The following is a 20,902-nucleotide window of genomic DNA, read 5'->3' as shown; positions in this document are numbered from 1 at the left end:
AAATCATCCGTCGTCGTTCGTTGCCGGCATGCCCTTGACGCTGCGCCAGGTCAGTGTGGCCGAGGGGGCACCGTTGCCGTCACGGTCCGCGACCGCAAGGATGCGGTCATGGTGGAGGGCGGTCAGCGCGACCGTGTAGATGGCGACGTCGTCTTCGAAGCCGTCGACCGGCATCAGCAGCATGCCGTCGTCACTGGAAGCGTGGAAGTGACGGCCGCGCCGTTCGAGGCCGGCATCGATGAGCCGTCCGTCGGCGATTGCTGTCACGTTCGAACTCTCGGCGGCTTTCGCGGCACTCTCGCCGTATTGGACCGTGATGCCGTGGAGCATCCCGTCGCGGGTGAGCTTGGCCAGCGGCAGCGCGATGGTCGCGATTGCCATCCGGCGCGACAGCGGTATCCGCAGGCGGAGGTCGCCGAGCCCGGTATGATAGACGCTGACCGCCTCCAGCGACGCTTGGCCGTTCCGATCGAACAGACCGACCTGCAGCGTCCCGCACAGTGCTTCGCCGAACACATTCGCCGGCAGGCGATTGGCGCCGAACAGCGTGTAGAGATAGGCGTGCGACGGCGAGAGGGCGGCAAAGCTGCCCGCCAGCCACATCGGGGGCGCTGGCGCCGTGCAGGCGGTCATGAGGCCGCGAGCGATGATGCAATCATTGACGAAGTCGGCATCGAGCAACGGCGCCAGCGTCTGGGTGCCGAGATTGACGTCATGCTTGATGCCGCCGAGCAGCGTGAGCTCATCGTCGTCCGGCAGCAGCAGGAGGCGTCCGAGCACGGCGGCGGCCCAGCGCGCCGCGACCACGGGATCGGCATCGGGCTGCAATCCGTAGCGTGGTGCCAGCTCGCGAGCGCGCGAAACATAAGCCAGCGTTCCGGATTGCACCTCGGCCGCCAGCGCTAGCTGGGCGGCCGGGCGCTGATCACCCTCGCGCAACACGTCACCGTCGCGATAATCCAGCGCCGATCCTTCCCTGGAACAGCACAGCTGCTCCAGCAAGGCGACGTTGCGGACCAGCATGCGCTTGACGTGAGGAGTGACGACGCGATCCGAGACCAGGCCCTCCGCGGTGTCGTCATCGGCGATATCGTCGAAGGCATCGTCAAGCGTCAGCAGATAGGCGCCGTGCAGGCGGATGTGGATGCCCTCGCGATCGAAAACTCGTCGCAGCGATTTCTGCACGCTTGCGGAATAGCCGAGGTCGACCAGGATCAGATCGGTGCAGCCGTCGAAATCCGGGATATGCGCGCGAAGATAGGTGAGCAGACGCGCCCGGACGCCGGCAGCGATATCGGTGATCTCGCTCGGGTCCATCAGATCGGGCAGGGCGTCGGCGAGTTCGCGGCCGCTGGCAATGCCGTCAGGATACTGCGCGAAGAACTTCATCACGGCGGGCGGTCGCACCTTGACGATGTCGACAAAGGTCGTCGCGTCGATCTTGACGACCCGGCTCAGCAGCTCACAGAGCGGTTCGAGCGTGTCGGCCGACCCGACCAGGCTGACGCGACGATTGATCTCGATATAGGCGCCGGTCTCGCCGTGGGTTGCCTGCCAGACCCGATGCGGCAGCAGGCCGTCGCGGCCGAGAAATCCGACCGCAACGCGTGCGCCCTTGCGAGCAAGCGCCGCGCGCCGGGCGGCAATGAATGCATCGAACGCCGCCATCACCGGGCCGAGCACGGTCACGCCGAGGTCGAAAGCGGGAGAATGCTTCGCGCTCTTCGTCGTCACCGCGCGCCGCAGCGTGCGGGCGCCGCAATCGAGCCGCGACGGCTGATCGGGGCACAGCAATTCGAAGATCGATGTCTCGCGCTGAAATTTGGAAGCCAGCGCCGCGCCGGCCTGCGGATAATAGCGCGGGCGGATGCCGTGACGGCGCGCACCGTCGATATCGGCGGCGTGGTTGTCGCCGACATGGAACGAGTTTGCCGCGTCGATGCCTTGCTCGGCGAGATAGGCTCCAAACAGCGCGTCGCTCTTGCTGCTGCCGTGATCGCAGGACGCATAAAGGAAATCCCAGCGCAGCCCGGGACTGCAGGAACGCAGCAACTGCGCGAGCTGGTCGGTGCTCCAGTAAGTGTCGGAAATGAAGCCGACGCGAAAACCGCCGCGCTTCATGTCCAGATATTGCTCGAGCATTTCGGGATTGGCGCGGCACAGCTCGAGTTCGGTCTCGAACTCGAGTTGAGCGAGATTCTGCAATGCATTGCGGCCCAGGCCGAACAGCCTGAACGGAAAGTATTTGTAGATGTCGGTGATGCGCACTTCGGTGGAGCCGCACCGCTCCTGCGATACCTTGCGCGCCCGCGCCTCCGCCTGGATTCGATGCTGAACGAAACTGGCGGACATGTTCGGCAATTTTTCAGCAATGCAGGAACGCTGAAAAACCCTTTCAAATACGCCATCCGGCGTCGTGCAGGCGCGCAACAGAAATGTATCGAAAACATCGAATGAACATGCAGAAATATTCTGCGCTCGACGCGTCGCGTCGACCGTCATGATCGTCATGCGCATTCCCGCCAGTCCTCATGCGTTGAACGCGCGCGTGAGACAAATCAGGCGCGACGATTCAAAAAAGTTGATGCGCGATTCGAAAACGCGCGCTTCGCGACTGACAGATTCAAAAAATCCGATAACGTCGAAACAGTGATTCGGAAAAAATTGCCTAGTCGCAATCGTCGAGTGCAAGATGGCGACCAACGGCGATGAATCACTCGCATGCTCCGCGCATGCATGTGTTCGCGTGGCGTTAGTTGGTGTGACAACAGCGTTTTCCGACGCGACGATCTCTTCCGCGGACATGCGAGGCGATGCCGAAAGACTGCTCCGAACTCCGTCGAATTTTTCCTTGCGCCTCCGCGCAGCGGCAGCTTTTGCCGGGCGCTCGGCAAAAATATCCAGCTAAGCATTTGAAAAATAACGAAAAAAGCTCGCCTGGTTTGCGAGGTCTCTCCGTTCAACGCTCAGAAGCCGCATGGAATGTGTGCCAGCGGCGTTGGTTGGAGAGCGGCGGATGAGTTACGCGCTTGATATGAGGGCACCGGCCGAAGTGGAGGCCACGCCGGCCGCGGTTGCGCCGGCCGAAGCGGCTGCTCCGTGGAGCAACGTCCCCACCGTTGCCGATGCGGGCCCGCTCGACACCGTCGAGATTCACGACGAAGACAAGGAATTGCTCGACCGCCTTGCTGACGGCGACGAGACGGCGTTTCGTGCTCTGGTCGAGCGTCATATCGATCGCGCCTACGCGATCGCGTTGCGCATCGTCGGCAACGCGGCCGATGCCGAGGACGTCGTGCAGGACACGATGCTGAAGGTGTGGACGCATCGCGGCCGTTGGCAGCATGGCCGCGCCAAGTTCTCGACCTGGCTCTATCGCGTCGTCAGCAACCGCTGCATCGATCTGCGCCGCAAGCCGCGCACCGAGAATGTCGACGTCGTGCCCGAGGTCGCCGACACCCAGCTCGATGCTTCCGCCGTGATCGAGCGCAACGAGATCGGCAATCTGCTGGAGGTCGCGATGCAGCGGCTGCCCGAGCAGCAGCGTGTCGCGGTGATCCTGTCCTATCACGAGAACATGAGCAACGGCGAGATCGCCGAGGTCATGGACACGACCGTGGCCGCGGTGGAGTCGCTGTTGAAGCGAGGACGGCAGCAGCTGCGCGAGATGCTGAAGCGGCACGAGCGCGACCTGCGCGGCGCGTTTACCGACTGCTAACCATAAATTCCGGCTTCTGAAGATTTTGCGCCTGACCACCGGCGGCCGATCCGTTTGATCGGGCGGACGGGGGCTGGATCCGCGTCACCTCTCTTCTTCACGATGCGATATGCCATGCCCCATCATCACAGGAGCTACTCATGCCGGCAATCTCCACCAACACCGCCGCGAACTCCGCGGTCCGTTACCTCAACATCAACTCGCAGCAGGAAACCAGCGCGCTGTCGAAGCTGTCGAGCGGCTCGCGCATCACTTCGGCCTCCGACGATGCGGCGGGCCTTGCGATCTCGACCCGCATCTCCTCCGACATCACGACGCTGCAGCAGGCCGCTACCAACGCGGCGCAGGCGACCTCGATCCTGCAGACCGCCGATGGCGGCGCCTCCAACATCTCGGACATCCTGGCCCGCATGAAGTCGCTGGCTTCCGAGTCCGCCTCGGGCACCGTGGCCGATTCCAGCCGCGCCTACATCAACTCGGAATTCACGCAGCTCAAGGGCGAAATCGACTCGATCGCCAGCGGGACCCGCTACAGCAGCCAGAGCTTGCTCGATGGTTCGAGCGTGTTCTCCTCGGGCGTCTCGGTGCTGGTCGGATCGACCTCGGCCGACACCATCACGATCACGCTGACGAGCCTCACGGCCTCGTCGCTGTCCGTGACGTCGCTCGACGTCTCCAGCCTGTCGAGTGCCACCAGCGCGATGGCGGCTCTCGACACCGCGATCGACAAGGTGTCGTCCGCACGCGCCGAGATCGGTGCTCAGGAATCCCGCTTCAACTTCAGCGCCGACTCGATCTCGACCCAGACCCAGAACCTGCAATCGGCCAACTCGGCGATCAAGGACGTCGATATCGCCTCCGAGCAGGCGACGCTGTCCTCGGCCGAGGTGAAGACCCAGGCCGCGGTTTCGGCGGAAACCGCGGCGAACCAGATGCCGCAGTATCTGCTGAAGCTGCTCGGCTAATTCGAAAGACCGGTCGGGCCGGCATGATGCCGGCCCGATTCCTATCGCGGCGGAAGTTTCGACATGACGGTTAGCAGCGCCACCTCGAGCACATCAGGCACCACGTCGACCAGTTCTGCCAGTACGGTGACAACGACCGGCACGACCAATTCGACCAGCATCGATTGGGATGCCCTGATCGAGGCCGAGGTCAATGCCAAGCTCGCAGCGGCGACCTCGATCACCACGACGATCACCGCGAACCAGGCCAAGATCACCGCCTATCAATCGCTGCAGACCGAGCTGTCGACGCTGGCAAGCGGGTTGTCGTCGCTCGGCACCTCGATCATCAATTCGATTGCCACCAACGCGTTCGCCACGCGGGCGGCGACGATCTCGTCCAACGGTGACGTCAGCGCCTCGTCGGCGCTGAACATGAGCGTCAATAGCGGCTCGGCGACCGGCGATCACACGCTCCAGATCACCCAGCTCGCGACCGCGCAGAAGGTGATCGGCACCTCGCAGTCGAGCAGTTCGACCGCGCTGGGCCTCTCCGGCACTTTTTCGCTCGGCCTGTCCGGCGGCACCAGCACGGCGATCTCGATCACCAGCGGCATGTCGATGCAGGATATCGTCGACACCATCAACGCCCAGACCTCGACCACCAATGTCCAGGCCTCGATCGTCCAGGTGTCGAGCGGGTCCTATGAGATGGTGCTGACAGGGACGCAGGACGCCGCTGACATCACCTATTCGTCGACGTCGGGCGATGACATCCTGAACAAGCTCGGCGTCACCGACACGTCCGGAGCGTTCACCGACGTGCTGCAGAAGTCGCAGTCCGCGGAATTCACCCTCGACGGCATCGCGCTCACGCGGAACACCAACGACATTTCCGACGTCCTGTCCGGCGTCACTTTCGACCTGCTGCAGCCGACACCGAGCGGCACCAGCCTGAACATCAGCATCGAGACCGACACCAGCCAGATCACGTCAGCGCTGCAGACCTTCGTCACCAACTACAACGCATTTCGCGACCAGGTGATCGCGCAGTCGGCGCAGAATTCCGACGGCACGGCCGCATCCAGCGCGGTGCTGTTCGGCGACAGCACGATGCGCGATATCATGACGCAGCTGCAGCAGGTGCTCAGCGGGACGGTCGGCAGCATGACGATGGCCGATCTCGGCCTGTCCTTCAACGAAAACAACGAGCTCCAGCTCGATACCGGCACGCTGTCGACGGTGCTGACGCAAAATCTCGCCGGCGTCACCCGATTGCTGTCGGCGCAGACTACCACTTCGTCCAGCCAGCTCAGCGTGGTCAATACCGGCACATCGCCGCAATCCTTCACGGTCGACCTCACGGTGGACTCCACCGGTATGCTGACCGGAGCTTCGATCGGCGGCGACAGCTCCGGCTTTTCGGTGGTCGGCAACACCATCATCGGCAATTCGGGCACGATCTACGCCGGCATGGCCTTTACTTATACCGGCTCGACCTCGCAGTCGATCACGGTGACATCGTCGTCCGGCCTCGCGACGCAACTCTACCAGCTCGCGCATACCAGTTCCGGCACCAGCGGTCAGCTGCAGACGTTGATCACGAACCTGCAGTCGCGCGACACGGACCTGCAGTCGCAGGTCAGCGACATTCAGAGCAATGCGGCCACATTCAAGGCTCAGCTGCAGGTTCAGTACGCCAATTACCAGGCGGCCATCGAAAGCGCGAACAACACGCTGGGCTACCTGAAAGCACTCCTAGACGCAGCATCGAGCAACTGATGACACAGAATGCCACGGCCTACCAAGCCAACAATGCCTATCGATCCGCCGCGGTGGCGGTGCCGCCGCTGAAGGCGGTGGTGATGCTGTGCGACGGTGCGATCACGCTGTTGCAGAAGGCGCTGGACGCGCACGAGGCGAAGCGGTTCGAGGAAGGGCACATCTATCTGACGCGGGCGACCGCGATCCTGCGCGGGCTGAGCCACAATCTCGATTTCACCCGCGGCGGCGCGATGGCCGATCGTCTCTACCGCACCTATAACGCCCTGATCATGGCGTGCCTGCGCTCCTATGGCCGGCCGCAGGCCAGGGAGAATTTCCGGCGCATCATCGCGAGCCTGGCGGAATTGCGCGACGCCTGGAAGTTCGTCGAGGCGACCGCCGGCAAGGCCGCCAAGGCCAGGGCACTCGACAAGACGCTCGAATCAGCCGCGGGCCGCTGAGCCCGGACAGGGCAGCGAATCACCCGGCGAGGGCGTTTCGCCGGCGGAGCAAGGGGCCTGGGCGGGTGCCCCCGGTTGGGGAAAATAGCCGCCCGGCGAGCACCATGCTGGACCTGACGCGACAGCGGCGGAAATTGATTTCCGCCGTCCCGCGAATGCTTTATGACAGCCTTGGCGACGAGGCTGGATCTGCGCGCGCGATGGATGTTGCGACATTCGAAGACCTGATCGACCGGCTGGGGGAGGATCTGTCCCGCTGGCCCGACGATCAACGCCTTGCCGCCGTCCAGCTCCTTGCATCCTCGGCTGAGGCGCGGATGCTCTACGAGGAGGCGGGCGCGGTACGCCGCGCGCTCGCGGCGCCGCCGGTTCGCGCACCTCACGGCCTTGCCGACCGCATCGTGACCGCAGCGGCGAAATTACCCCAGAAGCCCGCTTCGGGGCCGGCCCCGGCTGACGATCAGCCGGACGATGCACAGGCACCGGGCCGATCCGCAGAGCAAGGCAAGGTGCTGCCTGCGCTGCTGCTGGCCCTCTGCCTGTTGCCCGCATTGACGCCGCCGGCGTTCATGCTCGGCGAGCCGGATCTGCCGATCAGCCTTTCGCTCTAAGGCGCTCCGCATTGCCGTTGCGGCTGTCCGCGTGTTTTCGCGGCGGGATGCTTGCGCGCACCTGCGAGCCACGAACCCGCAACGGACACGGCAAATTCTGCCGCTTCATCAAGTGATTCCGGGTGGATGAATCCGCGCCTGAAATCGGCGCGTCATCCGTTTTATCTGCGAACGACATCACGACCCCAATGTTCCACCGCGTTCCGTCGCGCATTCCGCGGCGAAGAGAGCCTTGTCATGACCGTTTCCTCGGCAACCTCTGCTGCAACCTCCACCACGTCGAGCTCGTCGTCGAGCGCATCGATGGGGATGAGCTCGACCGATTTCCTCAACCTTCTCGTCAGCGAGCTGCAAAACCAGGATCCGCTGAACGCCACCAGCACAACCGACTTCATCAACCAGCTCACCTCCTACGCCAACTTCACCGAGCAGCAGTCGACCAACGCCAGCATGACGTCGCTGGCGAACTCGTTCTCGAGCCTCGTGACGCTCAACTCGGTCAACTATATCGGCCACACCGTCGAGGCCAAGACGAACACGGCGGAGCTGACCAACGGCTCGGCTACCTTCGGCTACTCGCTCACCTCGGCCGCGTCCAACGTCGCGATCACGATCCAGGACTCCTCGGGCAACACGGTGTGGAGCGGCAAGGGGACCGGAACCGCCGGCTCCAACACCTTCACCTGGAACGGTCAGACCTCCGACGGCACCCAGCTCAAGGACGGCGGCCAGTACACGATTCAGGTGACCGCGACCGACTCCGCCGGAAACTCGCTGCTCAGCTACACCACGATGACGGGAACAGTGACCGGCATCGATGCATCCGGCTCGACGCCCTCGCTGCTCGTGAACGGCGTTCCCGTCAGCGCCGCCAATATCATCGGCGTCACGTCTTGATTGCTACCGGAGTAATATCATGAGTCTCACTGGTGCTCTTTCCTCGGCGATCTCGGCGCTCAATGCGCAGAGCCAGTCGCTGGCAATGATTTCCGACAACATTTCCAACGCCGACACCACGGGCTACAAGACCACTTCGGCGATGTTCCAGGATCTGGTGACTGCGTCGAACAGCGCCACCTCGTACACGTCCGGCGGCGTCACGGTGTCCGGCCGCGCCAACATCACCCAGCAGGGATTGCTGTCCGCGACCACCAACGCTACCGACGTCGCGATCCAGGGCAGCGGCTTTTTCGTCACCACCAACGCGACGTCCGGCGGCACCACCTCCTATACGCGCAACGGCGCGTTCACCACCGACAATCTGGGCTACCTCGTCAACAACGGCAACTACCTCGAGGGCTGGCGCACCGACGCTAACGGCAACATCATCGGCAATGCCTCTGCCGCGAGCCTCGGACCGATCAATACGCAGGTGGCGTCCACCAGCGGCAGCGCCACCACCAAGACCACGGTCGCGGCGAACCTGCCGGCCGATGCCGCGGTCGGTGCGACCTTCAATAGCTCGATGACGGTCTGCGATTCGCTGGGTACGGCGAGCACGATCCAGATCGATTGGAAAAAGACCGCCGACAACTCCTGGCAGGCCAGTTTCGAGACGCCAAAGCTAGCGTCGGACTCCACGACCGACAGCGCCAACGCGATCGCCGACACGGTGGATATCACCTTCAACAGCGACGGCTCGCTCGCCTCGACAAGCCCGAGCCCGCCAACAATCTCGGTGACGGGTTGGAAGGATGGTGCGGCCGACAGCTCTGGCACCAGCGCCATCACGCTCAATCTCGGTACGGTCGGCAAGACCGACGGCCTGACGCAATATTCGTCGGGCGAGACCACGCCGGCGGTCGATCTCACGAGCATCACATCGGACGGTCTGCCCTATGGCAAGCTGAGCAGCATTTCGATCGGAAAAGGCGGCGTGGTCGACGCCACCTACTCCAACGGGCAGACCATTGCGATTTACAAGATTGCGGTCGCGACCTTCAGCGATCCCAACGGATTGAGCGCGGCCAGCGACGGGATGTACTCCGCGACGGCCGCTTCCGGCAACGCCACGCTGCAGACCTCGGGCACCAACGGCGCCGGCACGATCTACGGCAGCGAACTGGAGTCGAGCACCACCGACACCAGCGGCCAGTTCTCCAACATGATCTCGGCGCAGCAGGCCTACTCGGCGGCGTCGCAGGTGATCACCACCGTCGACAAGATGTTCGATACGCTGATCTCGGCGGTGTCGCGATGATGACCGAGAAGCGGAACGACCGCTTGCTGGTCAGGCTTCAGCGGCTGCAGACGACGGCCGCCTCGGTCCGGCCGTACGACCGGGCGCAGCTCCGCGCGTTGCTCGACGATGTCGGAACCTTGCGGGACCAGCTGATGCGCGAATGCACGCGGCTCGACCAGGAACTCAACCGGGCCGCGGTCCGGGTAGCGGCAATCACCGCGTATGGGCGCAGCGCACAATCGGTTCGCGCCCTGCGTCGCGGACACTAGCTTGAACGGGAGCGATGGCATGACACCGGAACGCAACATCAAGATCAATCCCGCGGGCAATGACGAGCGCGCAAGGTCGTTGATCGCGCTGATCGACAACCTGATCGCGATCGTGAACGAGGAGAATGTCGAGCTCGCCAAGGGCTTGCCGGCCTCGCGGTTGAAGCAGGTCGACGAGAAGCACCGCCTTGCCACCCTGTTCGAGCAATGTGTGGCGGAGGCGGTCGGCAAGACGGCAAATCTCAACGTCCAGGACCGCGTGCTGCGCGAGCAGCTGATGGACCGGATCCTGAAGCTGCGCATGGCGATGGACGAGAACGTGATGCGGCTGCGCGCGGCGATCGATGCCAGCAACCGCAGGATCGAGGCGATCATGCAGGCGATCCGCCAGCAGATCGCCAACGTATCGCCCTATGGCGCCGGCGGCCGTCGCGTCACGCCGGCGATGTCCTATGGCACCAATGTGCGGGCCTGATCGGGCCGCCGCCGCAAGGAGTAGGCCGTGTCGTCGCTCGATATAGCACGAAGCATTGCATTCGGCGGGCTGTCAGCGACGCAGGTGCAGATCAGCGTAGCCTCGGCCAATATTTCCAATGCCGACACCAAGGGCTATACCGAGAAGACCGCCAACCAGAGCAGCAGCGTCACTTCCGGTGTCGGTACCGGCGTCACGATCACGGGCATCAGCAGCGCGGTCGACAAGCTGCTCCTGAAGTCGCTGGTCGGGGCCGATTCCGATCTCGGTGCCGCCGACACCACCAACAGCTTTCTGACCGAGCTCCAGCAGCTTTATGGCAGCACGTCGAGCTCGGATAGCTCGACGACGGGCACCTCGCTGGCCAACACGATCGCCGCGTTCGAGTCGGCGTTGTCGTCGCTGGCGAGCACGCCGAGCAGTGCGTCGCTGCAATCGAACGCCGTCAGCGCGCTTGCGGCGGTGACGACGCAGCTGCAGCAGACCTCGAGCGGCATCCAGACGCTGCGCTCCAATGCGGACCAGGACATCGCGTCGTCGGTTACCGACATCAATTCCGACCTGCAGCAGATCTCCGACCTCAACAAGCAGATCAAGCAGCAGGCGGCAGCCGGGCAGTCGACGGCCGATCTGGAGGACCAGCGCAACAGCGCGCTGCAGGATCTCGCGTCGATGATGAATGTGAGTTACTTCACCACATCGACCGGCGATCTGCAGGTCTATACCGGATCGGGGCAGGCGCTGGTCGATAGCACGGCGCATCCGCTGAGCTATACGGCGCTGCCCAGCGTCACGGCGACCACGACGTATAGCGCGGGATCGTCAAGCGGGTTCAGCGGTATCACCGTCAACGGGGTCGACATCACCTCGCAGATCTCCTCGGGCAAGGTCAGCGCGTTGATCACGCTGCGCGACCAGACGTTGCCGGCCGCGCAGTCGCAGCTCGACGAGCTTGCCCGGCAGCTAACCGCGACCGTCAACGCGGTATCGAACCAAGGCACGTCGGTACCGCCGCCGGCGAGCCTGACCGGAACCGGTACCGTGAGCAGTACGACGCCGTTCTCGGCGACCGGCACGGTGCGCATCGCGGTTACCGACAAGAGCGGCAACCTGGTGTCGTACCAAGACCTCAATCTGTCATCCTACGCCACGGTCGGTGATCTCGCCACTGCGATCAATGGTATCTCGGGGCTGTCAGCTTCGGTCGATGCCAACGGACATTTGTCGATCTCGGCGACCACATCCGGCAACGGCGTTGCGATCAACGAGATGACGAGCTCGGTCGGCAGTTCGGGTGAGGGCTTTTCGGATTACTTCGGGTTCAACGACCTGATCACCGGAACCGGCGCGTCCGACATCGCCGTTCGCAGCGACATTCTGAACGGCACGGCGGCGCTGCCGACGGCGACGCTCGATGCGTCGTCGACGCTGACGGCCGGAAACTCGGTGCTGTCGCCGGGCTCGGCGACGGTGGTGAACGCGCTCTCGAGCGCGCTGACCGGGTCGACCGATTTCGGCATGGCCGGCGGTCTCGGCGCGACCACCGGCTCTTTCACGGACTACGCGGCCGCCATCGTCGCCAACGTCGCCGGCAAGGCGACCCAGGCGTCGGCGGCCTATGCCGCCAAGCAGACGGCGCAGTCGACCTATGCGAATTCGCTGTCGTCGCAGTCCGGCGTCAACATTGACCAGGAGAGCGCAAATCTGAGTGCGTTGCAGAACAAATACGCTGCCGCGTCCCAGATCATTACCGCCATCAACGCCATGTTTTCGGCGCTGATGACCGCGATGAGCGCCAGCTGAGCCAGAGGCTATCGTCATGATGATGCGTGTTGCCACCTTTGCACAGTCGGACCAGATGATATCGAGCGCGCTGCGGGTGCAGGCGGTGATGGCCAACGAGCAGGTGCAGGAGTCCTCCGGGCTGCAGTCCGAGGATTTCGGCGGCTACGGTTCCGGCGCCGGGCGCGTCATCAATTTGCAGGTCTCGGTGACGCGTGCGCAGTCCTATATCGACGCCAGTCAACTTGCCGACAACAAGGTGCAGGTGATGTATTCGGCGGTCGGCTCGGTGACCGACATCATCACGCAGCTGAGGACCCAGCTCAGCGCGGCCACCACCGGCAGCAGCACGGCGACGGCATCGGTGATCAACTATGCGCAGCAGGCCATGGCGCAGATGCAGGGGCTGCTCAACACCCAGTATGACGGCGAATACGTCTTCAGCGGCGCCCGCACCGATACCGCGCCGGCGGACCTGTCGAGCTTTGGGACGGGCACCGGATCGCTGACGACATCAGACACCAGCTACTACAAGGGCGACAGCGAGATCGCGTCCGTGCGCGTGTCGGACAGCCAGTCGATCTCCTACGGCATCACCGCCGACAACCCGGCGTTCGAGCAGGTGATGCGGCTCTTGAAATTCGTCGGCAACAGCTCGAATTTGTCGTCGAGCGATGTCTCGCAGGCCCTCGACCTCGCCAGCGATGCGCTGGATGCCACCTTCACCGTGCAGGCAAAGCTGTCAACCGCGGCGTCGCAGATCGAGACCGCCAGCACGAACCAGAGCGACTATCAGAATTTTGCGAAAACGCTGTCGACCGACCTCACCAGCGTCGACGTCGCGGCCGTGACGGCGCAGCTTTCGACCTATCAGGCGCAGCTGACGGCGTCCTATTCGGCGATCTCCAAGATCCAGAGCATGAATCTGGCGAGCTATTTGCGATAGCTATCGCCAGTATCACCGGTTCAGGATCTTCAGCCAGACATCGCCGAGGATGATTGGCTCGCGCGGCGGAAGCCAGGTGAGGCCGGCGGCCTTGCCGAGCTCCGCGATGGTGCCCTTGGCCTGCAGATCGGCGAGGACCTTGTTGACGGATTCCAGCAGCGCCTTGTCGGTTTCGAGCGCAACGTAGCCGCGGTTGGCGCCGATCGGATAATAGTAGCCCGAGGCCGTGATCCTGGTGTCGGGATGTTCAGCGCGGTAGGCGTCGAAGCGGCGCAGGTCGAGCAGCGTGGCGTCGAATTCGCCGCGTTCCAGGTCGCCCAACAGGTCGCTGCGCCCCGGAACGAGGTGCGTGATGTCGTCGATCAGCTTGCCCTTGTCGAAGGTCATCAGGATGGCGTCGCCCAGCGTGCCGCTTTCGATCGTCAGGCGAAGGCCGGCGAGATCGCCGATATCGGCGATCCTGCGCTCCTTAATCTTGTCCTTGGCCTTGGGACCAAGGACGACGGTCATCGGCGAATAGATGTAGGGCTGGCTTGGCGCCAGCACCCCGATCGGAATCCGCCGGCGGCGATCCTCGCGGGTGGCGCCGTCGAAGTCCGGCAGCTTGGCCGTCGTGACGCCGGGCGCCTTCAGCGAGTCCATGGTGAGGGCGTAGCCGCCGACCAGCGAGCAGCGCCCGTCCGACAGCAGCGCGTTCGCCTCGAGCGCAGGGCTCGAATCTTCGTCGAGCTTGCTCTCGAACCACTGGATCCTGAGCGGCCGTCCAAGCCGCTCGGCAATGGCCTGCGCGAGCGCCACGTCGAAGCCGGCATCCGGTTTGCCGCGATGATGCGCCGACAGCGGCGGCAGATCCTCGTCGAGGCATACCTTGAGCGGGTCGTCGGCAGCGTGCGCTGCCGCCGACATGGCAAGGAGCAGAGCCGTCGCGGCGCCCGCAAGCAGGGCCCTCATGGGGTCCTCCGGCTCGACACGAAGGCCCAGACGTCGGCGATCTCCTGCTCGTTCAGGATGTCGACCCAGGGCGGCATCTTGCCGTTCTTGCCTTGCTTCACGGTGGTCACGAAGCGCGTCTTGTCGTCGGGAAACACGCGCAGGTCCGGCGTGATGGTGCCGGAGTTGACCATGTTGGGCCCATGGCAATGCGAGCAGTTCTTGGCGTAGGTGACCTTGCCTTGGTCGGCCTGACCCTGAAGGTCGATTGCGGTGGTTTGCTGTGCGGCGGCCGGGATCAGCGTGATCAAGGCCATCGCGACGGCGGCGAAAATCGCCGCCGTCAACAGGGTTACTCGTTCAGTCACGTGTGCTCCGCGCTCAGTTCTTGACCGCGAAAACCCACAGCGAGCCGCCGGGCGGGACCTTGGCAAGCCGTTCGTCGCCCGAGAACAGCGAATAGACGCCGCCATAGCCCGAGGTGACAGCGACATACTGCACGCCGTCCTGCTGCCAGGTGACGGGTTGTCCTTCGATGCCCGAGCCGGTCTGGAACTGCCAGAGCTTCTTGCCGGTATCGGCATCGAATGCCTCGAATTCGCCGGTCAACTGACCGGAGAACACCACGCCGCCGCCGGTGGAGAGCACGCCGGAGAAGCGCGGAATGTCGCTCGGCGCTTCCCACTTCGCCTTGCCGGTCATCGGATCGATCGCCTTCAGGTGGCCGCGCGGTCCGGTGCCCCATTCCCAGGGATCGGTGAGATCCATGCCGAGATACCATTCGCCCTGCTTGAACGTCACCGGCTCGGCCTTGTACTTGCCGCCGAAGGCGAGCGTGTTGGCGTAGGCGAGGCCGGTCTGCGGATTGAACGACATCGGCTCCCAGTTCTTGCCGCCGAGGATCGACGGGTAGACCGTGACCTTCTTGCCTTCACGCGCATCCTTGGTGATGTCGGTCTCGATCGGCCGTCCGGTCTTCATGTCGATGCCGGTGGCCCAGTTGACATTCACATAAGGATTGGCCGCGAGCAGCTTTCCATTGGTGCGATCGAGCACGTAGAAGAAGCCGTTGCGGTTGGCGTCCATCAGCACCTTGGTCGGCTTGCCCTCGACGTTCATGTCGGCGAGCACCATCTCGGCCACCGAGTCGTAGTCGAACGGATTGTTCGGCGAGAACTGGTAGTGCCACTTGATCTTGCCGGTCTTCGGATCGAGCGCCAGCACCGAGCAGGTGTAGAGGTTGTCGCCGGGGCGCACCGCCGAATTGAACGGTCCGGGATTGCCGATGCCCCAATACACCGTGTTCAGTTCGGGATCGTAGGAGCCGGTGATCCAGGTCGAGCCGCCGCCGAGCTTCCAGGTGTCGCCCTTCCAGGTGTCGCCACCGGGTTCATCCGGGGTCGGGATCGAGTAGGTACGCCAGAGCTTTTTGCCGGTTGCCGGATCCCAGCCGTCGATGAAGCCGCGAGTACCGAATTCGGCGCCCGAGATGCCGGTGATCACGACGCCGTCGGCGACCAGCGGAGCCACCGTCATCGAGTAGCCTTCCTTGATGTCCGCAGCCTTCTGGCGCCACAGCTCCTTGCCGGTCTTGGCATCGAGCGCGATCACATTGGCGTCGAGCGTGGTGCGGAACACCTTGCCGTCATAGAGAGCAGCACCGCGATTGATGATGCCGCAGCAAACGATACGCGGCGTCTCGGCGGGATACTCGACCTTGGTCTTCCAGATCTGCTTGCCGGTCTTGGCGTCGATCGCGATCGTGGCGTTGTGCGTGGTGACGTAAATGACGCCCTGGTAGACGAGCGGCTGCGATTCCTCGCTGCGGTCGTCGTTCAAACTGTAATTCCAGACCGGCACCAGATTCTTGACGGTGTCCTTGTTGATCTGGTTCAGCGTCGAGAAGCGCTGAAGATTGTAGCCCATTCCGTAATTGAGAACGTTCGATGTATCAGTCGCACCCTTGACCAACTGCTCGTTGGTCTGGGCGCTTGCCCCATAGGATGCAAGAATCACGAGGCTCGCGGCCAGCGCAATGCGTCTCATCATATCCTCCCAATGAACTTTTTTCTGCACGCCTATTCCTGACGTTGCGGACGGAACCATCCGCCTGAAACCAAAACGGGTCAATACGAAAACGTGAACGAGCGCCCGCTAACCGCGCGAGGCCGGTCGATAGCGTCAGGTTTTTGGCAAACGCGTCCGTGCCTTGCCGTCGCGTGGAATACGCTACACCAGCGCAGCCCGCGTTATGCCGCAGCGCGAACGGTCAGCTGGACGGCGTAGGGGGACAGACACTCGGCCGCGGTTTCGCGCCCCGCTTGTCCGGCGGCACATTGCAATTATCGATACGCTGCTCGTCGGTCCATTTGCGGCCGAGCCGCTCCTTGCCGGTGAGCACGCGCTGCTGGACCGCCGCCGCCGATGGGGCAGGGTGCCGGGTCTGCGCGGATACAGGCGCGATCAGACCGAGTGCAACGAGGCAGCCCAATGCGCTCTTGCAAATGCTGGTCATGGGTCACCTCACTCGTTGTGGTGCATCGAGAGCGCCACAGATGACCCGGGAGGCAACCGCTTTCCACCCGAATCCCGACAGGATTTCGCCGCGTACACGAACCGTGGGAAGCACCGCTGAAGCTGCTATGGTAGGGTCCGATCGCAGCGCGCTCCGTGTCTTCGCCGGAGCGGCACTTACGGGAGACGAACGATGATTTCGCGCCGATCGCTTGCGCTGAGTTTGGCTTTGGTTGTCCTGTCAGGTCCTGCGTTGGCCGCATCGGGCGGTCGCAGCGCGCTCAGGATGCTCGACCCCGACAATGACGGCACGGTCGACCTTGCCGAAGCCAAGAAGGCTGCCGCGAACCTGTTCGCGAAGCTCGATCCCGACCATGACGGCACGCTCGACGCGCGCGAATTGCGCGGACGGCTGACCGCGAAAGAACTGGCCGCCGCCGATCCGGATCACGACGGCACCCTGACGCTCGACGAATACCTTGCGGTCGTCGAGCAGCGCTTCAAGGCCGCCGATCCCGACAATGACGGAACGCTGGACGCGAAAGAGTTGAAGTCGCGTGCCGGCCGGGCCCTGCTGCGCCTGCTCAAATAGGTTGCCAGCCAGCGAACTTTGCCGGGTGGATTGCCGTTTATTGACGCAGGATTCCGCGCATAACAAAAAAAGCTGCGATTTCGCTCTTGGGCAAGACGCGGCTGGATGAATCGGGTCTCCTTACCCGCGCGTCGCCGCCCGGCAGCCGGAAAATGCCCGACAGATCAGTGTCGGAGTTCCCAATGCCGGGCAGATGTCAGCGAGCCGTCGTCCGCTTCGGCATGTCCAGCAGCGAAGTCGGGTCCTTACCCGGCCGGCTTGCGCCCTGGAAAAGGCAGCCCTAGTTTGCCGCGCGGAGCGAGGCTTGCGCCAACTTATGACTTGGGAGAAGGAAATGGCCTGGAAAACACCGAAGATCGTCGAAGTGCCGGTGGGCATGGAAATCAACATGTACGCCTGCGCAGCGCGCAAGTAGTCTTAGGACAAGTAACGCGAGACAGCCTGCCCGGTTCGTGCAGCGCGCTGCATTGAGCCGGGCAGGCGTCTTTTGTGGAAAGCATCTTTCGCGGGCCTGATGCGGCCGCTCGGACAGCTTCGCTCATATCCTTCCCACAAGACCTTGAGACCGACACCACCTGCGCGATTGGCGGGCCTTGCTGCTTTGTCCTACAGTGTGGCTAGACGGTGGTGCGGGGACGATGAATCCAAAGATCAAGACCGGGCGCTGGATAGGGATGCTGTGCGCGTCGATTGCCGGCATCGCGGCGGTGTTGCCGCCTCGCGCCTATGCCGAGGACTTTGATACCGAGCACATTTTCGGCTTCATGATCGGCTCCGACGTGGGCAATGTCGGCGAGCGTGAATTCCAGAGCCAGACCACCGGGCGCTTCGCCAAGGACGGCGGCCGGTATCGCACGCTCAATCAGGAAATGGAGCTCGAACTCGTGCCCGCGCCGAATTTTCGTGTCGAGCTCGGAACGTCATTCAGCGCATACGATATCAGCCGCGTTCCGGGTCTTGACGATCGGCGCCAGCTGTCGTGGCAGAGTGTCTCGGTCGATTTCCGCTATCGATTTCTGAACCGCGAGGCGGCGCCCTTTGGCATGACGGTCGCGCTGGAGACGCGTGCCGATCGCGTCGACGAGACGACGGCCGCGGCCGTCCGTAGTTATGGCACCGAACTCACGGTCGCGTTCGACCGCGAGGTGATCCCGAATTTTGTCATCGCGGCCCTTAACCTGAGCTATGAGCCGGAATGGACGCGCACGCCGCGCACCGGCGCCGCGGATCAGGACGCAACCATCGGTGCCGCATTCGGCCTGATGGCCAGGGTTAAGCCGGATATCCTGATCGGCGGCGAAGCGCGCTATTTCAGGAAGTATGAGGGAATCGGCCTGGATGAACTGTCAGGGCAGGCGCTGTTCATCGGGCCCACCGTCTATTTCCAGCTCTCCGAACGTTCACGCCTGACCGCGACCTGGAGCGTCCAGGCCTGGGGGCACCGGGCCGGGAGCAACGCTGCCCTCGATCTGGTCAATTTCGAGCGCCATCAGGCGCGGCTGGTGTACGGTTTGAACTTCTAGCGCGTGACGCCTCTGGCGCCGGGTTCCGCAACCTTTCACGGGGCTGTGAAACCCGGCTTGGCCGATTACGTATTTCGCCGTGTTATCTATTGCATGAGCACGCTTGGGGATCGCGCATGAACCCGATTGATCTGATCGTCACTGTATGTGCCGTGCTGTCGCCCGCCACCTGCGAGGAGCAGCATCTGGTGTTCAACTGGAGCGGTTCGCTGCAGCAATGCGCCATGGCTGCGCCGCCGTACATCGCGCAATGGGTCGGCGAACATCCGAAATGGACAGCGGTGCGCTGGCGTTGTGAATATCCGCACAGCAACGATCGGGCCGGCGCGGGCAGCGAGCCGCCGGCGGGTTAGCCTTCCTATTTGTTGCAGTCCTTCAGATCCTTGTCGGAGACCGAAAACACGGCGTCGGCCTTGATCTCGATGTCGCGGATGAAGCACTGCCTGGCGCCGCTGTAGCCGACCTTGGCATCGTAACGGCCGGGTTCGACGCCGGTGATCCGAAGGCGCTCGTCGTGGTCGACTTCCTTGTCCTTGTCGTTGAGCGTCTGGTTGGGACCCCACTCGTTCTTGCCTGCCGGCGACAACTCAAAGCTCGAAATCGTGGCGCTGGTCAGATTCCACAGCCGAATGCCTTTGCCCTTGCTTTGGGCGAGCACTGTCGCCGGCAGCACAAGCAACGCAACACCAACAGCGATCAACGCGCGCGACATCCAGCCTCTCCCTTATGCTTCGTTCAAGGATGACGGCGTCTCACATATTTGCAAGGTCCAACTGTGAGAGTTGCCGCTTGATTTCGTCGATCTCGGGCTCGCCGCGCGTCGTGCGCGGTGCGGCAATGGTCTCGACGTGAAGGATTCGGGCAGGCCGCGACGACAGGAAGAACAGGCGATCGCCGAGGCGAACGGCGTCGTCGAGATCGTGGGTGACGAGCAAGGTCATCATTTTCCGGCTGGCCACCAGCGTCGCGACCTGGTCGCGCAGCCGCCCCGCGAGTGCATTGTCGAGCGAGGCCAGCGGCTCATCGAGGATCAGGAAATCGGGCTCGATGGCGAAGGCGCGGGCCAGCGCGACCCGGCGGGCGAGGCCGAGCGACAGCTCCGCCGGAAAATGGTTGCGGTGCGCGCCCAGTTCGAGCACCTCGAACAGCGCAGAGAGCGTGCTGTCGCCGACATGCGGCGCGGCCAGCCGCACATTCTCCTCGACCGTGCGCCAAGGCAGCAGCCGCGGCTCCTGGAAGACCATGCCAAGACGCATGCCCGGCGATCGCGTGACATGGCCCTGGTAGTTGGCGTCGAGCCCGGCGAGGATCCGGAGCAGGGTGCTCTTGCCGCAGCCTGACGGGCCGAACAGCACGCCGACCTCGCCGGCGTTCAAGGTGAAGGTGACGTTGTCGAGCACCTCGTGCCGCTTCCCGGCCGCGCTCTCAAAACTCTTGCCCGTGATATTGACCTCAAGCTGCACGGAGCCGCCACCGCGTTAGCCTGGTTTCAAACGGCTGCACCAGCAGGGTTTCGATGACGAGCACGACACCCGCAAAGCTCAGCGAATAGGCGAGCAGCAAGGGGATGTCGAACAGCTGGAAGGCGACGCCGATCTCGAAGCCGACACCGTTCGGCCGTCCGAGATATTCGGCGACCAAGACGATCTTCCAGACCAGCGAGAGCCCGGAGCGCGCAGCGGCCGCGATGTAGGGCGCAAGTTGCGGCAGGATCACATGACGGAAGGCGCGGCCGCGCGGAAAAGAAAACGCCGTCGCCATTTCGTCGAGCGCAGGGTCGAGCGCGCGGGCGCCCTCGCGCAGGGTGACGACGGCGGTCGGCAGCTTGTTGATGGCGATGGCTGCGATTGCCGCGACCTCGGTCAGCCCGGCCCAGATGTAAGCGAGCACGATGACGACGAGCGCCGGCAGGTTGAGCAGCAGGATCAGCCAGGGATCGCCAAGGCGATTGGCGAGCGAGACACGGCCCATCAAATAGCCGATCGCCGAGCCGAGCGCCATCGCAAGGGTGAAGGCCAGCGCGACGCGCGCCAACGTCGCGCCGAGATTGACGAACAGCGCGCCCGATCGGGCCTCGGCGACGAGCACCGACAGCACTGCAGGCGGCGCCGGCAGCTTCGCATCGCCGATCAGCAGCGAGGCAATCCACCAGGTCGCGATGAACAGCGCGAATGAGAGGAGACGCAGCACC

The 20,902-nt window shown here is 63.6% G+C and carries 23 protein-coding genes; 15 read left to right on the top strand and 8 right to left on the bottom strand.

Annotated features, from left to right (window positions below):
* Positions 1–3: 3 nt before the first annotated feature.
* Complete coding sequence (locus E2I15_RS19175; RefSeq protein ID WP_338134463.1) at positions 4–2,352, bottom strand: hypothetical protein; 2,349 nt, start codon at positions 2,350–2,352, stop codon at positions 4–6.
* 664 nt (positions 2,353–3,016) lie between these two features.
* Between E2I15_RS19175 and E2I15_RS19170 the strand changes: the two genes are divergently transcribed.
* The 11 genes from E2I15_RS19170 to E2I15_RS19120 all read left to right on the top strand — a co-directional run bounded on the left by E2I15_RS19170 (position 3,017) and on the right by E2I15_RS19120 (position 13,152).
* A complete protein-coding gene (locus tag E2I15_RS19170; protein WP_137478663.1) occupies positions 3,017–3,718 on the top strand; it encodes an RNA polymerase sigma factor in 702 nt (233 codons plus the stop codon).
* 140 nt (positions 3,719–3,858) lie between these two features.
* Complete coding sequence (locus tag E2I15_RS19165; protein ID WP_137478662.1) at positions 3,859–4,683, top strand: flagellin; 825 nt, start codon at positions 3,859–3,861, stop codon at positions 4,681–4,683.
* Between the two features lie 63 nt (positions 4,684–4,746).
* Positions 4,747–6,444: a flagellar filament capping protein FliD gene (gene fliD, locus E2I15_RS19160; protein ID WP_137478661.1), complete on the top strand. Its 1,698-nt coding sequence runs from the start codon at positions 4,747–4,749 to the stop codon at positions 6,442–6,444.
* On the top strand, positions 6,444–6,887 hold the full coding sequence (locus E2I15_RS19155; RefSeq protein WP_137478660.1) for a flagellar export chaperone FliS: 444 nt from the start codon (positions 6,444–6,446) through the stop codon (positions 6,885–6,887). Before fliD ends, E2I15_RS19155 begins: the two co-directional genes overlap by 1 nt.
* Before the next feature lie 104 nt (positions 6,888–6,991).
* On the top strand, positions 6,992–7,498 hold the full coding sequence (locus E2I15_RS39855; protein WP_422109834.1) for a hypothetical protein: 507 nt from the start codon (positions 6,992–6,994) through the stop codon (positions 7,496–7,498).
* A 237-nt stretch (positions 7,499–7,735) separates the two neighbouring features.
* On the top strand, positions 7,736–8,395 hold the full coding sequence (locus E2I15_RS19145; RefSeq protein ID WP_137478659.1) for a flagellar hook assembly protein FlgD: 660 nt from the start codon (positions 7,736–7,738) through the stop codon (positions 8,393–8,395).
* Positions 8,396–8,414: 19 nt separating this feature from the next.
* A complete protein-coding gene (flgE, locus tag E2I15_RS19140) occupies positions 8,415–9,698 on the top strand; it encodes a flagellar hook protein FlgE (protein WP_137478658.1) in 1,284 nt (427 codons plus the stop codon).
* On the top strand, positions 9,695–9,949 hold the full coding sequence (locus E2I15_RS19135; protein WP_137478657.1) for a hypothetical protein: 255 nt from the start codon (positions 9,695–9,697) through the stop codon (positions 9,947–9,949). Before flgE ends, E2I15_RS19135 begins: the two co-directional genes overlap by 4 nt.
* A gap of 19 nt (positions 9,950–9,968) precedes the next feature.
* The gene (locus tag E2I15_RS19130) at positions 9,969–10,424 is read left to right on the top strand and encodes a flagellar protein FlgN (protein WP_137478656.1); all 456 of its coding nucleotides are present in this window, start codon (positions 9,969–9,971) and stop codon (positions 10,422–10,424) included.
* Between the two features lie 27 nt (positions 10,425–10,451).
* The gene (gene flgK / locus E2I15_RS19125) at positions 10,452–12,227 is read left to right on the top strand and encodes a flagellar hook-associated protein FlgK (RefSeq protein WP_137478655.1); all 1,776 of its coding nucleotides are present in this window, start codon (positions 10,452–10,454) and stop codon (positions 12,225–12,227) included.
* 16 nt (positions 12,228–12,243) lie between these two features.
* On the top strand, positions 12,244–13,152 hold the full coding sequence (locus E2I15_RS19120; RefSeq protein ID WP_137478654.1) for a flagellin: 909 nt from the start codon (positions 12,244–12,246) through the stop codon (positions 13,150–13,152).
* A gap of 12 nt (positions 13,153–13,164) precedes the next feature.
* Here E2I15_RS19120 and E2I15_RS19115 read toward each other — a convergent pair whose 3' ends face one another.
* From E2I15_RS19115 to E2I15_RS19100, 4 genes are all read right to left on the bottom strand, one after another.
* A complete protein-coding gene (locus E2I15_RS19115; protein ID WP_137478653.1) occupies positions 13,165–14,103 on the bottom strand; it encodes a substrate-binding periplasmic protein in 939 nt (312 codons plus the stop codon).
* A complete protein-coding gene (locus E2I15_RS19110; RefSeq protein WP_246668053.1) occupies positions 14,100–14,399 on the bottom strand; it encodes a c-type cytochrome in 300 nt (99 codons plus the stop codon). Before E2I15_RS19110 ends, E2I15_RS19115 begins: the two co-directional genes overlap by 4 nt.
* Positions 14,400–14,463: 64 nt before the next feature.
* Entirely contained in the window at positions 14,464–16,128 is a 1,665-nt protein-coding gene (locus E2I15_RS19105) for a methanol/ethanol family PQQ-dependent dehydrogenase (protein WP_137478652.1), read from the bottom strand.
* 223 nt (positions 16,129–16,351) lie between these two features.
* Positions 16,352–16,597 carry a hypothetical protein gene (locus E2I15_RS19100; RefSeq protein WP_246668030.1) on the bottom strand — a complete coding sequence of 82 codons (246 nt, stop codon included), beginning with the start codon at positions 16,595–16,597 and terminating at the stop codon, positions 16,352–16,354.
* 192 nt (positions 16,598–16,789) lie between these two features.
* Between E2I15_RS19100 and lanM the strand changes: the two genes are divergently transcribed.
* The 4 genes from lanM to E2I15_RS19080 all read left to right on the top strand — a co-directional run bounded on the left by lanM (position 16,790) and on the right by E2I15_RS19080 (position 19,064).
* Positions 16,790–17,188: a lanmodulin LanM gene (lanM, locus tag E2I15_RS19095; protein ID WP_137478651.1), complete on the top strand. Its 399-nt coding sequence runs from the start codon at positions 16,790–16,792 to the stop codon at positions 17,186–17,188.
* Positions 17,189–17,522: 334 nt separating this feature from the next.
* Positions 17,523–17,603: a pyrroloquinoline quinone precursor peptide PqqA gene (gene pqqA / locus E2I15_RS19090; RefSeq protein WP_009031067.1), complete on the top strand. Its 81-nt coding sequence runs from the start codon at positions 17,523–17,525 to the stop codon at positions 17,601–17,603.
* Between the two features lie 259 nt (positions 17,604–17,862).
* Positions 17,863–18,711 carry a DUF6662 family protein gene (locus tag E2I15_RS19085; RefSeq protein ID WP_137478814.1) on the top strand — a complete coding sequence of 283 codons (849 nt, stop codon included), beginning with the start codon at positions 17,863–17,865 and terminating at the stop codon, positions 18,709–18,711.
* Positions 18,712–18,827: 116 nt separating this feature from the next.
* On the top strand, positions 18,828–19,064 hold the full coding sequence (locus tag E2I15_RS19080) for a hypothetical protein (protein ID WP_137478650.1): 237 nt from the start codon (positions 18,828–18,830) through the stop codon (positions 19,062–19,064).
* A gap of 5 nt (positions 19,065–19,069) precedes the next feature.
* Here E2I15_RS19080 and E2I15_RS19075 read toward each other — a convergent pair whose 3' ends face one another.
* From E2I15_RS19075 to E2I15_RS19065, 3 genes are read right to left on the bottom strand one after another with little or no spacing between them, the layout of a single operon-like run.
* The gene (locus E2I15_RS19075) at positions 19,070–19,423 is read right to left on the bottom strand and encodes a hypothetical protein (RefSeq protein WP_137478649.1); all 354 of its coding nucleotides are present in this window, start codon (positions 19,421–19,423) and stop codon (positions 19,070–19,072) included.
* Positions 19,424–19,463: 40 nt separating this feature from the next.
* A complete protein-coding gene (locus tag E2I15_RS19070; RefSeq protein WP_137478648.1) occupies positions 19,464–20,174 on the bottom strand; it encodes an ABC transporter ATP-binding protein in 711 nt (236 codons plus the stop codon).
* Positions 20,164–20,901 carry an ABC transporter permease gene (locus tag E2I15_RS19065; RefSeq protein ID WP_028340091.1) on the bottom strand — a complete coding sequence of 246 codons (738 nt, stop codon included), beginning with the start codon at positions 20,899–20,901 and terminating at the stop codon, positions 20,164–20,166. The genes E2I15_RS19070 and E2I15_RS19065 overlap by 11 nt, the downstream gene beginning before the upstream one ends.
* Position 20,902 lies beyond the last annotated feature (1 nt).

Source organism: Bradyrhizobium sp. BR2003 (genome assembly GCF_009720285.1).
Lineage (GTDB): Bacteria > Pseudomonadota > Alphaproteobacteria > Rhizobiales > Xanthobacteraceae > Bradyrhizobium > Bradyrhizobium elkanii.
The sequence above is the reverse complement of the archived record's forward strand: the minus strand, read 5'-3'. Positions and strand labels throughout refer to the sequence as shown.